This is a genomic window from Carboxylicivirga marina (genome assembly GCF_016612505.1).
In the GTDB taxonomy this organism is placed as follows: domain Bacteria; phylum Bacteroidota; class Bacteroidia; order Bacteroidales; family Marinilabiliaceae; genus Carboxylicivirga; species Carboxylicivirga marina.
The window spans coordinates 21,908-34,269 of the sequence record NZ_JAENRR010000051.1 but is presented as its reverse complement, the minus strand read 5'-3'; the positions used below and the strand labels follow the sequence as shown (position 1 = coordinate 34,269).

Annotated in this window: 11 protein-coding genes; 6 read left to right on the top strand and 5 right to left on the bottom strand. The window is 37.7% G+C overall.

The window, feature by feature from the left end:
* Nucleotides 1–68 precede the first annotated feature (68 nt).
* Nucleotides 69–395 (bottom strand): hypothetical protein, encoded by a 327-nt coding sequence (locus JIV24_RS17140; protein ID WP_200466297.1) that lies wholly within the window; start codon nt 393–395, stop codon nt 69–71.
* On the bottom strand, nt 388–762 hold the full coding sequence (locus tag JIV24_RS17135; protein ID WP_200466296.1) for a BlaI/MecI/CopY family transcriptional regulator: 375 nt from the start codon (nt 760–762) through the stop codon (nt 388–390). Before JIV24_RS17135 ends, JIV24_RS17140 begins: the two co-directional genes overlap by 8 nt.
* Before the next feature lie 224 nt (nt 763–986).
* Between JIV24_RS17135 and JIV24_RS17130 the strand changes: the two genes are divergently transcribed.
* Genes JIV24_RS17130 through JIV24_RS17120 form a run of 3 tightly spaced genes read left to right on the top strand, consistent with a single transcriptional unit; the run spans nt 987 to nt 3,477 of the window.
* Nucleotides 987–1,556 (top strand): peroxiredoxin family protein, encoded by a 570-nt coding sequence (locus tag JIV24_RS17130; RefSeq protein WP_200466295.1) that lies wholly within the window; start codon nt 987–989, stop codon nt 1,554–1,556.
* A 2-nt stretch (nt 1,557–1,558) separates the two neighbouring features.
* Nucleotides 1,559–2,044 (top strand): TlpA disulfide reductase family protein, encoded by a 486-nt coding sequence (locus tag JIV24_RS17125; protein WP_200466294.1) that lies wholly within the window; start codon nt 1,559–1,561, stop codon nt 2,042–2,044.
* Nucleotides 2,041–3,477, top strand: coding sequence for a DUF6029 family protein (locus JIV24_RS17120; RefSeq protein ID WP_200466293.1), 1,437 nt, complete (start codon nt 2,041–2,043; stop codon nt 3,475–3,477). Before JIV24_RS17125 ends, JIV24_RS17120 begins: the two co-directional genes overlap by 4 nt.
* 53 nt (nt 3,478–3,530) lie before the next feature.
* On the opposite strand, the gene JIV24_RS17115 is transcribed toward JIV24_RS17120, so the two are convergent.
* Entirely contained in the window at nt 3,531–4,118 is a 588-nt protein-coding gene (locus JIV24_RS17115; protein ID WP_200466292.1) for a DUF4136 domain-containing protein, read from the bottom strand.
* 162 nt (nt 4,119–4,280) lie between these two features.
* Between JIV24_RS17115 and JIV24_RS17110 the strand changes: the two genes are divergently transcribed.
* On the top strand, nt 4,281–6,842 hold the full coding sequence (locus JIV24_RS17110; protein WP_200466291.1) for a M1 family metallopeptidase: 2,562 nt from the start codon (nt 4,281–4,283) through the stop codon (nt 6,840–6,842).
* A gap of 85 nt (nt 6,843–6,927) precedes the next feature.
* Here the strand turns inward: JIV24_RS17110 and guaB are convergent, their stop codons facing one another.
* Nucleotides 6,928–8,397 carry an IMP dehydrogenase gene (gene guaB, locus JIV24_RS17105; RefSeq protein WP_200466290.1) on the bottom strand — a complete coding sequence of 490 codons (1,470 nt, stop codon included), beginning with the start codon at nt 8,395–8,397 and terminating at the stop codon, nt 6,928–6,930.
* A gap of 200 nt (nt 8,398–8,597) precedes the next feature.
* Between guaB and JIV24_RS17100 the strand changes: the two genes are divergently transcribed.
* Nucleotides 8,598–10,514 (top strand): RecQ family ATP-dependent DNA helicase, encoded by a 1,917-nt coding sequence (locus JIV24_RS17100; protein ID WP_200466289.1) that lies wholly within the window; start codon nt 8,598–8,600, stop codon nt 10,512–10,514.
* 61 nt (nt 10,515–10,575) lie between these two features.
* Entirely contained in the window at nt 10,576–11,505 is a 930-nt protein-coding gene (gene miaA / locus JIV24_RS17095) for a tRNA (adenosine(37)-N6)-dimethylallyltransferase MiaA (RefSeq protein WP_200466288.1), read from the top strand.
* On the opposite strand, the gene JIV24_RS17090 is transcribed toward miaA, so the two are convergent.
* Nucleotides 11,502–12,329, bottom strand: a complete 828-nt coding sequence (locus JIV24_RS17090) for an SMP-30/gluconolactonase/LRE family protein (RefSeq protein ID WP_200466287.1) — start codon at nt 12,327–12,329, stop codon at nt 11,502–11,504. The two genes, miaA and JIV24_RS17090, sit on opposite strands and share 4 nt — an antisense overlap.
* Between the last annotated feature and the right edge of the window lie 33 nt (nt 12,330–12,362).

Sequence of the window (12,362 nt, the reverse complement as noted above, 5' to 3'; positions counted from 1 at the left end):
TTGGACACCTTGAAAATACTGATATTTCAGAAGATTCAAGGAACACTTATCCCTTTTTTATGAATAATTCAGGTTAGAACTTGGTGGCTTGTTTCATCAACAGTATTTTGAATAACATTACCAACATTAAAATCAGGCTCCATCATTAATATAAGCTCTTCGTAATAGTTCCTGAACTCAACTACGGCTACTAAAGCCTCTCCCATTCGCTCACCCGAGTTGAACGACAATTGCACATTTGACAAGGGCAGCAGTAGGGCTAAAACCATTGAAGCAACCAAGTATATTCTGTTAAAAGTAAAATATGTTTCCTTTCTAAAAAGCAGAATGTACCCTGTATAAAAAAGCGATAAACATAAACCACTTTCAAACAGATATATTAAGAAACTAGTCATTTTTCTTCTTTTTAAGTTCTTCAAGCATCTTTATTGCCTCATTAACTTCATCAATTTTTAGGTTTTTATTCTCAGAAAAGAAACTTACCACTTGCGAAAAAGAATTATTGAAATACCCATTCACCAACGAACCCATTTGACTTCTACGGTATTGCTCCTTGGTGATTAGTGGATAATATTCATATGTTCCACCAAACTTATTAAAACCAATAATTTCCTTTTTAACCAGCACTCGAACGATGGTTGAGACACTGTTATAAGGGGGTTTTGGCTCAGGCATCAATTCTATTAAATCTTTTATAAATCCCTTTTCGAGCTTCCAAAGAAGCTTCATAATTTTCTCTTCTGCTTTAGTTAAAGTTACCATGTTATACTAAGTTAGTTAATCAGCAATTCAAACCTACAACTTACTATTAAGTTTATCAACTTATTTTTACGTTTTATAATTTATTTTTAAGTTAAAGAACAAAATAAGCGCTACAAACCTTAGTTTATAAAGGCTTTTACAGTATTAAAAACATTGTTCTAAAAAAATGTAAGGAATATATGCATAAGCCGACTAAATATTTAAACACATAAATATCTTAAAATATGAAAACGAAATTCAATAGCTTTTTATCGATTTCCAAGGTACTGATAGTATCAGTTATTATTGGACTTGGCCAAATGGCATGTAGCGATGCTGACGATCCGGTAGATGAAATGAAAAAACAAGAAAACCCAGATGATATGAAAGGTAACAATTCGGGCGATGCACCTGATTTTTCACTGACATCATTAAGTGGTACAACCGTTTCATTACAAGATTTTGACAACAAGGTGCTGGTTATGTTTTTTCTTGGCAATTCATGCCCGGCATGTAAAACAGCTGCGCCTAAAATACAAACACAAATTGCAGATGCATATGCTTCCAACTCAAATGTTGCTATTATTGGTTTAGATCAATGGAATGGCACCAAAGCTTCGGTACAAGGCTTTAAAAACACAACGGGTATTACATTTCCATTACTTTTAAATGCATCCAAAGTTGCATCTGATTACAACACTACCTACGACCGACTTGTTGTAGTTAACAAAGATGGAGACATTGTTTTTAAAGGCACACAGGGGGCTTCAAAAGACATAGCTGCGGCATTAAGTATTCTCGATGATAGTTTGTAAACATGAAATTAGACAAGTTTTTACTACTCATTATTTTCCTGGCAGTAAGCACAATTGGTCAGGCCCAAACAATCCCTGACTTTATGTTAGAGAATCTGGATGGAGAATGGGTGAGTTATTCAGAATTAAAAGGAGACGAAGTTACAGTGGTTGATTTTTGGGCATCGTGGTGTAAACCATGCATGAAAGCGATGCCTGAAATTGAAAAATTATTTAACAACTATCATCACAAAGGCCTTAGTGTTATTAGCATTAATACCGATGGCCCCAGGAGTATATCGAAAGTTGTTCCACTAAGTAAAACGCTCAAGCTCTCCTACCCGATTATTTCAGATATCAATAACGAGTTGATGAATGAACTTAACATTACCGCCTTACCTACTTTACTTTTGGTAGATAACAAAGGAACAGTGCGCTACAGGCACGAAGGGTGGAATATAGGTGATGAAAAAGAAATCGAACACCAAATTAAACTTTTCATTCAATGAGGTATGTATTGATTTTCATTGCAGTAATTACCTTGAGTTTTAATCAAGCAGAGGCACAAGTTTCAGGTACCAGCCTGATGGAATATCAATATGGGGAATTACCAACTGCTAATGAGGACCCTTTTAATGCTCTCTACAACAAGATCAATATTAATTATCGATATCAGAAACTAAAAGTCAATTCGGGTTTTCAGTATTATTTAACACCCTATTCAGATCGTAATTATATCGAACCTGGATGGATGGGATTAAACTATCGATCCAAAGGTTGGGAATTTAAAGCTGGTAATTTTAATGAAACTATTGGCCGTGGCATCCTTTTGCGTTCTTACGAAATACAAGGTGCCGTGATTGAAGACATCAGCTTTAGAAGTAAGCAATATTTCTATCGTGACATCATGGGTGCATCAGCTGGATATCGTCATAAAAAATATGCTATCAAAGCCAGCTATGGTTTTGTTCTTAACAATTTAATACCCCCTACCGATAGTTGGCAAAACAGACGCGATGATGAAATTGCCGCCCTATCTGCCGAGTATAAACTATTGAAGCAAACCATTAGTGGCACTTATATGCGCTTATCGAACAAGGCAGCAACAAGCGATTATGCAATGACAACGTTAAACGGTCGGCTATTTTCATTTTTGAACTATTACACAGCCTATGCCACAACGGTCAATAGCCAGTCAAAAGGGCATGCGTTATATGCCTCGTTAAACTTCAGCTTGGGTAAAATTGGCCTGAGTGCAGAAATGAAAAACTATGATAATTTCGTGATAGGTTCAGGCATTAATGAACCGCCAGCTCTTGTTAAAGAACATTCGTACCGGGTATTAAACAGAAGCACACATGTTCTGCAACCAGATAATGAAACAGGCTTTCAGCTAGAAGCCTTTTATCAGGCTAGTGATAAAACATTGATAACTCTAAACCATACAGTTGCCAATAATGATATTGGTAAAACACTAACCTATAGCGAGTGGTTTGCTGAAGTATCGTCAACCATTAACTCAACTGACGCTAAACTGTTTATCGACTATGCAAATGACCCATTAAAAGGTGAAATGGATAGAATCTCAGCAGGTACCAATATAGATGTTCCTTTTAAAACCAAACAAGGCGTATTAATAGAGTTGGAATATCAAACCTTTGACAGATCGGACAAATCCAATCAAAACTATGTAGGTGCTCTCACCTTCCGATATGACTCACGCCTATTTATAGGGACCTTGTCAGAGTGGAGTAATGATAATTTTGTAACAGAAACCGATAAACTTTGGCTCAGCGGAACCTTGCGTTACAAATTAGACCAGAAGCATACAATTCAACTTTTTGCAGGCGAGCGACGTGGCGGCCCAGCCTGTAGTGCTGGTGTATGTTACGAAGTACTCGACTTTAAGGGGGTTGAGTTAAGGTGGAATGCCCGCTTTTAAAAAATAAAAGCCCGAAGAATTAAATCTCCGGGCTCTATGTTTATAATTAGAAATTACTTCTTTGGGAATTTCCTCATAATAGAGCGAACCACATAAGGAATACTTTTCTTCCTTAACTGCGGATTTTCATCGATGGTTTTACTGGCTGCACTCTCAAAAATCAATTGCTTTTCTTCGCTATCGAACACAGAACACACCAAGGTGCCAACATTATAATCGATATCTTCAATGTGCGTTGTTGTGTATCCACCCCAACCTGGTCCATATCCCCATCCAGGTCCATAACCATAATAACCACCAATACCTACATAAACATGTACATTTGAGCTTCGATGCGTAGTAGTTGCTCGCGTTTGTGTTTTTTCTTCATTAATCAGATACAAACTTACGATTAAGTCTCCACCGCTTCCTTTGTCTACAAGTTCAATTCCTCTTTTCTTGAATTCTTCAGTAAAGGCAGCTTCAATTCGCTTACGATCAAACGTATTTAAATCATCGGTGGTGTTTTTGTCCCATCCATAAAACTCAGCTGTTTTATACTGAGTAAAATCTACTGTTGGGTCATAATCTGAAGTCGTTTTAATACCTGAGCAGGCACCGAAAATAAAGGCAATACAAGTTAAGGTCAAAAATTGTTTCATTGTTATTAATTTGGTTGAAAAAATCATACGAGTAAAGTTAGTTTTATGTAGGAAGGAAACAATAAGGTGATGAGAAAGTTTTTACATATACCATATGAAATATATCACACATGAAGAAAGATATACATTGATTCATTATTTTAGAAGTCAAAATTAAATACAATGACAAAATATACTTTAATTGGACTATTATCTGTCTTCCTGTTTGGATGTAGTATTTACCAAAAACCCGCACCCGAAAATGGTGTGAGCCATCAGCTGGCCAAGCATCGCGCTACGCTTATAAGTGACTTAAATTATCAACTATCGATAATTGTTCCTGACGATAAAGATGAACCGATAGATGGTACATCTACAATAGAATTTGATTTAAAAACCAAAGAAACTGTTTATCTAGACTTTAAGGCCAGCAATAATCAACTGCATGCCTTAACAATAAACGATCAGTCGGTTAAAGAACTGGATATTATAAATGAGCACATAAAACTGCCAGCTTCGATGCTCAATAAAGGCACGAATACGGTTCAAGTTCAATTTACTTTAGGCGATGGCGCATTAAATCGTAACAACGATTATTTCTATGCCTTATTCGTACCCGACAGAGCTCGCACAGCCATACCATGTTTTGATCAACCTGATATCAAAGGGCGCTTTGCAGTCAAAATGGAAATTCCTGAAAGCTGGACGGGCATAGCAAATGGTGAGCCAACCATTAAACAAGCCAAAGAAGGAAGAACCATACTTGAATTTGCGCCTTCACAACCAATCAGCACCTACTTATGGGCATTTTCAGCAGGTACTTACCAATATGATTCAGTTAAATGGAATGGCAAAAACATAGGCATGTATCACATGGTCGATGACTCAGCCAAGTACAATAGAAATATTGAAGAAGTATTCAGGCAGACTTTGACATCGCTAGACTGGCTGGAGGATTTTACCAATTACGATTACCCTTTCGAAACCTACAATTTAGTAGCTATTCCATCCTTTCAATTTGGTGGCATGGAACACCCAGGAGCTACTTATTATCGCGCCGAAAAAATATTTCTGGATGAAAACCCTACTCGCAATGAAGAATTAGCCCGTGCAAATTTAATTGCGCACGAAACGGCTCACATGTGGTTTGGTGATTTGGTAACCATGCCCTGGTTTGATGAAGTATGGCTCAAAGAAGTGTTTGCCAACTTTATGGCAGATAAAATAACACAACCTTGGTTTCCGGATATGAACCACGATTTACGCTTTTTAATGGCACATTTTCCTGCATCTTATTCAGTTGACCGAACTGCCGGTGCTAACCCAATCGGTCAAAAACTTAAAAACCTGAAGAATGCCGGCACTCTATATGGCGGAATAATCTACCACAAATCGCCTATTGTGATGAAGCAACTTGAAAACATTGCCGGAGTTGAGAACTTAAAAACAGGTATTCGTGAATATGTTGCCAATAATGCCTATGGAAATGCATCGTGGAACGATTTGATTGACTGCATTGATAAACACACTGAGAGTGACTTAAAAGTATGGAGCAATGCCTGGGTATTTGAACCTGGTCGACCCGTCTTGTTCTTCGAACCATCAACACAGCACAACGATTCATGGCGATTAAAACAGATAGCCGAACATCAAGGCTTAGCTTCTCCAAAGACTTATTGGCCGCAGGAGATAAATATTCTTCAAAATGAATCATCGCACCTGCAATACCAGATGTACGATGCAAAGATTAGCATTGAAGAAAACCTGGAACTAGAGAACACACTATTTTTAGCCGATGATGTTGGCTATGGCTTAGTTCGACTCACAAATCCACAATCTGAGTACTGGCTGAACCAAACTTGTTCATTGTCTGATGAATTATTGCGCGGCAGAATGGTCATTAATTTATATGAAAACTTTCTCGATGGCGATATCCATCCTGATGAGTTCATTACTTACCTCACCAAAGGTGTTACCACCGAAACGAATCCAATAATCTTAAATCAACTGAGTAAACAATTGCAAACGGCATATTGGAAATTCATACCTGAAATTCGAAGAGTTGAACTAGCTCCTGCACTGGAAGAATCAATTTACGCCTGTATTGATAAACATGAAAGTATTGCAAACAAGAAAACACTTTTTAGATTGTGGAGCAATATAGCATTGAGCAATGAATCAATTGACCAATTGGCAAAAATAACGGTTGGCGAAGTAAACATTAATAGCATCAGCTTTAGTGACAATGACCTGATAAGCCTTGTTACTCAATTGAGTATAAAAGAACATGCCCGCTCAGAAGAATTACAAACTTACGTAGCAAATCAGCTTAAGAGCCAGCATAACAAAGAGAAATTGGCATTTCTTCTCCCAACTCTATCAGATAATGCTGCTCAGCGCGATGAATTCTTTTTATCATTATCAAAGGTAGAAAACAGAAGTAAGGAAGGATGGGTACAAAACGCATTGGCAAATCTGCACCACCCATTAAGAACGAAACAGTCGGTGCGTTACCTACACAAAACACTTGAGCAATTGGAAGAAATCCAATTGACAGGAGATATCTTCTTCCCTATTGGCTGGTTGGGTAATAGCTTTAGTGGTCACTCATCACAAAAAGCTTTCGATATAAGCAATCAGTTCCTGACGAATAACCCCAATTACCCTAAACACCTTAAGCTAAAAGTACTTCAGAATACAGATTTGACGAAACGAGCCTATACCATTAAAAACAAGTATTATTAACATCGTCATTTTTGCATTGATTGCAAAATAAAAAAGAGGCTTTTCAATTGAAAAGCCTCTTTTTTATATACTGTATTTTCTTATATTATCGCGAGTAATTTGGAGCCTCTCGCGTAATTGTTACATCATGCGGGTGACTCTCGCTCATACCAGCATTCGAAATTTTTGTAAACTGAGCCTTGTGTAACTCTTCAATATTTGCTGAACCACAATATCCCATTCCGGCACGCAATCCACCAATAAGCTGATAAATAACTTCGTATAAGGTTCCTTTATAAGGTACACGAGCTGAAATTCCTTCTGGAACAAGTTTTTTAATATCATCCTCAACATCCTGGAAGTAACGGTCTTTTGAACCTTGCTGCATAGCTTCAACTGAGCCCATACCCCGGTACGACTTAAACTTACGTCCATTGTAAATAATCGTATCGCCTGGTGACTCATCAACTCCTGCAAATAATCCTCCTAGCATTACAGCATGTGATCCTGACGCTAATGCTTTAACAATATCTCCTGAGTAACGAATACCACCATCGGCTATCACAGGTACACCTGTTCCTTCTAATGCTTTTGATACATCATAAATAGCAGATAACTGAGGAACCCCAACACCAGCAATTACGCGAGTAGTACAAATTGAACCTGGTCCGATACCTACTTTTACACCATCAGCACCAGCCTTAACCAAATCAAGAGCTGCTTTAGCTGTTGCAATATTACCTACTACAATTTCCAAATCAGGATACTTCTCTTTGGCTTTTTTCAAAGTCTCTAACACGCCAACACTGTGTCCGTGTGCCGTATCAATAACAATAGCATCAACATTTGCTTCAACCAACGCATCAATACGATCAAAAGTATCAGCAGTTACTCCTACCCCGGCAGCTACACGCAAACGACCTTTTTCATCTTTACAAGCATGTGGCTTATCCTTGGCTTTGGTAATATCTTTATAAGTAAGTAGTCCTACTAATTTATTATTAGCATCAACAACTGGCAACTTTTCAATTTTATATTGCTGTAGAATAGCTGCAGCTTTTTCTAAGTCTGTCGTTTGATTAGTGGTTACCAAATTTTCAGTGGTCATCACCTCATCAATCGAACGACCCATGTCTGGTTCAAATCGTAAGTCACGATTAGTTACAATACCAACTAAATAGCCATATTGATCAACCACCGGAATACCACCAATCTTATATTCTTTCATCAAGTCGAGCGCTTGCCCAACAGTGCTTCCCTGCAAAATAGTAACAGGATCGTAAATCATACCGTTTTCAGCACGTTTTACGGTCTCCACTTGCTTTGCCTGATCTTTAATCGGCATATTTTTGTGAATTACACCAATACCACCTTCGCGCGCAATGGCCATGGCCAGACGAGCCTCAGTAACCGTATCCATTGCAGCGGATACAATTGGCGTATTTAACACAATGTTTTTAGAGAAACGACCATTTAACTTCACATCACGGGGTAACACCTGCGAATAAGCTGGGATGAGTAAAACATCATCAAAAGTTAAACCTTCAGAAACGATTTTATCCTCAAGAAATGACATGGAACCTTGTTTTTGGAATTAAAAAATTTTGGCAAAAGTAGTAAAAAATTATTCACAACAACTTTAATTGTGAAATATTACAAAGTTATTTTTTCATAGTCAAATTTAACTCACAATTACCAACTCAATTTCAATAGTTTACGAATTTTATCAGACCAACTAACCATTGTCTGATGGCATAATATTAACTTTGCTATTCAATGGATATTTTTCATCACATATTAAAGCAATACTGGGGCTATGATACCTTTCGCCCCTTGCAAGAAGATATTATTAAATCCATAACAAATGGAGATGATACACTCGGACTAATGCCTACAGGAGGTGGCAAATCACTGACTTTTCAGGTGCCTGCCATGGCCAAAGAAGGGATTTGCCTTGTTGTTACACCATTAATCGCTTTAATGAAAGATCAGGTTGACAACCTAAAAAAAAGAGATATCAAAGCATCGGCCATTTATTCAGGTTTGATGCGTGATGAGATTAATATCACACTAGATAATTGCATATTTGGAGGAACCAAATTCTTATATATTTCACCGGAGCGATTAGGCACCGACCTGTTTCAGGAAAAGGTGAAGCAAATGAATGTTAACCTACTGGCCATTGATGAGGCACATTGTATTTCGCAATGGGGTTATGACTTTAGACCATCATATCTCAACATTTCAGAAATACGTCAGTTATTACCTGAAACACCCATTCTGGCACTAACTGCAACCGCAACTCCTGAAGTGGCCGATGACATACAAAAGCGCTTACTGTTTAAGAAGAAGAATCTCTTTCAAAAGAGTTTTAAACGCGACAACCTGGTTTACGTTGTCCGACAAGCAGAGGATAAAGAACAACAATTGCTCAATATCATTAATAAAGTACCCGGCAGTGCTGTCGTTTATGTTCGTAATCGTAAAAAAACACAAGAGTACAGTGAACTTCTTGTAAAAAACGGCATTTCTGCAAGTTCGTTTCATGCCGGCATGCCCCTTGAAGTAAAAGACAAGCGTCAGAAACTATGGACTAATGGTGAAATCAGAATCATTGTTTCGACTAATGCATTTGGCATGGGCATCGACAAACCTGATGTTCGTCTGGTCGTACATATGGACGCACCAGACTCATTGGAAGCCTATTACCAGGAAGCTGGTCGTGCTGGTCGCGATGGTAAAAAAGCTTTCGCTGTACTTCTATGGTCTAACAACGATAATGTACGCTTAAAGCGAAGTATTTCGGTTTCTTTTCCCGAAAAAGACAAAATATTAGCAGTATATGAAGCATTAGGTAACTTCTTTCAATTAGCAGTAGGCAGTGGTTTTGGGATGGTATATGATTTTAACTTACCTCTATTTTGTAAAAGTTACCGAATGAATATGATGACTGTATTCAACAGCCTTAAGATTCTTCAACGGGCTGGTTATTTAGAATTTACAGAAGAATTGCAGCTATCAGCCAAAGTACATTTCATTACACGTCGCGATGATTTGTATAAGTTTCAGGTAGCCAACGAAGATTTCGACCAGTTAATCAAACTATTGCTTCGCTCATACACTGGTCTTTTTACTGAATATGTCCCAATCAATGAAGAACTGTTAGCAAAACGGATGAATACCAATAGAGATGCAATTTATCAGAATCTGGTTAAGTTGGGTAAACTAGGCATCATCAAATACATACCTCAGAAAAAAACACCCCTAATAAGTTATACAACCTCGCGCGAAGACAGTAAATACATTACTTTGCCGAAAGAAGTATATAAAGACCGAAAAGAACAATACGAACAACGCATAAGCAGTGTTATCGATTATGGAACCTCCAACCACATTTGCAGAAGCAAACTACTATTGCGCTATTTCGGACAAACACAAAGTGATAATTGTGGTTTCTGCGATGTCTGCCAAAGCATGAAAAAGACAAATTTATCGGTGGAACAATTTGGCAGCATTCAACAACAAATTGTTGACAAACTTCAGTCGTCAGCTCTGACGTACGATGATTTAGTAATCGCACTTAAATCACCGCAGGATGAACTAAGTAAAGTATTAAGGTGGATGGAGGAATACCAAATGATTATTGAAAACGAAGATGGACAGCTTGAATTACTCGATGAACAATCGAAATAAACAAAGTAAGCCTATCCATAAACTACTCACTATTTTATAGCTTTGAAGAAAATTTAATCACATGCAACATCCCAATTCTCCATACAACCTTATAGTAATATTAGGACCAACAGCATCGGGCAAAACAACTTTTGCAGCTCATTTGGCAAAACATCTCGATGGTGAAATCATCAGTGCTGACTCTCGTCAGCTATACAAAGGTATGGACTTGGGAACAGGCAAAGACATTGAGGATTACACCATAGATGGCTATACTATTCCCCATCATTTAATCGACATTGTAGAAGCCGGTTACAAGTATAATGTATTTGAATATCAATCCGACTTCTTTAAGGCTTTTGAAAAAGTCCAGTTCAACAACAGATGGCCAATTATGTGCGGCGGAACAGGCATGTACATCGAATCGGTATTAAAGAAATATAAGTTGATTAACGTACCAGTCAATAAGAATTTACGTGACAGCCTGAAAGGAAAAGATTTGAATGAATTAACATCCATTCTATCGAGCTATAAATCACTCCACAACCAAACAGATACAGACACGGTTAAAAGAGCCATTCGTGCCATTGAAATAGAAGAATACTATCAGACAAACCCAGAGATTGTCGTTGAGTTGCCTGAGGTTAACCCTTTAATTATTGGCGTTAACATCGACCGCGATGCACGACGTAAAAAAATAACCGACCGACTAAAAAAACGATTTGATGAAGGTATGATTGACGAAGTGAAACAGCTATTAGAAAGTGGTGTTTCTCCCGAAGATTTAATTTATTATGGATTGGAATACAAATTCCTGACCATGCATGTAACCGGCCAACTCACCTATCAACAAATGTTCGACAAGCTTAATGTATCCATTCACCAGTTTGCTAAGCGCCAAATGACCTGGTTTAGAGGTATGGAACGTAAAGGCGCCAAAATCCATTGGGTTGACGCCTTTGAACCGATTGAAAATCGTATAGAAAAAGTTGCAAACCTACTTAAGGCTTAATTCATCGTATAAGATACCACTTGATTGGAAAAGAAATTAGGCACTAATATTTCTTTGGTATGAGGATTAAACCCAAAATCGGCTGTCTGTACTCCCTTCACTGAAGTATTAAGCAACTGTACCGGAGCGTGACCTGGGGTATAATGAAATAATTCACCTTGCCAGAAAGAGTAGTAATAACCTCCTTCTCCATCTGACAATAAGCCATCTGGTTGCCCACCCGTTTCAAGGAAGACACTATATTGTTTAGTGGCTACATCAATCTTTACAATACTTGTTGCAGTGCCCAATAAAATGTAATCTTTCTCAGTAAATAAGCCATTCACACGGCCAAACTCATCATTCTGCAACCACACATCTAAATTATTATCTTTTAAAATAAATACTGTTGAAGTACCCGAATCAGATACCAGTACATCTCCTAAATGAGTAATGGTTACATCGTTTAAAAAGTTAGCTTTATCTTGATGAAACCGCTTAATAATTTTTCCCTTTGCAATATCAATTAGAACCAAATCATCAATATCCGTCACATACAATATACCATCCTTAATGGCCATTCCTTTGGGAGCATCTAAACCCTCAACCCATTTGAGCGTCATTATCTCGCCTTTCAGCGATAATTTTGAGATAAATCCGTTTCCGTTTTTCTCGGCTGGTTTACCTGAAATGTTCGATACAAATAGATAATTACCTTCGGCATAGTATTTGACTGATTCAGGCACATCGAGTATTGCTTCAGTCTGCCAATTGATACTAACCTGAGCTGAAAGCGTACCGAAAACAAATACAAATAATAGTAAGGGAAGTTGTTTCGTAATCATTTTTTTAACGTTTATCCATGTTTTTAGAACAAT

Coding starts and splice junctions, on each gene's coding strand:
- JIV24_RS17090 (WP_200466287.1), bottom strand. CDS start 12,329: ATGATTACGAAACAACTTCCCTTACTATTATTTGTATTTGTTTTCGGT.
- JIV24_RS17110 (WP_200466291.1), top strand. CDS start 4,281: ATGACAAAATATACTTTAATTGGACTATTATCTGTCTTCCTGTTTGGA.
- JIV24_RS17135 (WP_200466296.1), bottom strand. CDS start 762: ATGGTAACTTTAACTAAAGCAGAAGAGAAAATTATGAAGCTTCTTTGG.
- JIV24_RS17130 (WP_200466295.1), top strand. CDS start 987: ATGAAAACGAAATTCAATAGCTTTTTATCGATTTCCAAGGTACTGATA.
- JIV24_RS17140 (WP_200466297.1), bottom strand. CDS start 395: ATGACTAGTTTCTTAATATATCTGTTTGAAAGTGGTTTATGTTTATCG.
- JIV24_RS17125 (WP_200466294.1), top strand. CDS start 1,559: ATGAAATTAGACAAGTTTTTACTACTCATTATTTTCCTGGCAGTAAGC.
- miaA (WP_200466288.1), top strand. CDS start 10,576: ATGCAACATCCCAATTCTCCATACAACCTTATAGTAATATTAGGACCA.
- JIV24_RS17120 (WP_200466293.1), top strand. CDS start 2,041: ATGAGGTATGTATTGATTTTCATTGCAGTAATTACCTTGAGTTTTAAT.
- JIV24_RS17115 (WP_200466292.1), bottom strand. CDS start 4,118: ATGAAACAATTTTTGACCTTAACTTGTATTGCCTTTATTTTCGGTGCC.
- guaB (WP_200466290.1), bottom strand. CDS start 8,397: ATGTCATTTCTTGAGGATAAAATCGTTTCTGAAGGTTTAACTTTTGAT.
- JIV24_RS17100 (WP_200466289.1), top strand. CDS start 8,598: ATGGATATTTTTCATCACATATTAAAGCAATACTGGGGCTATGATACC.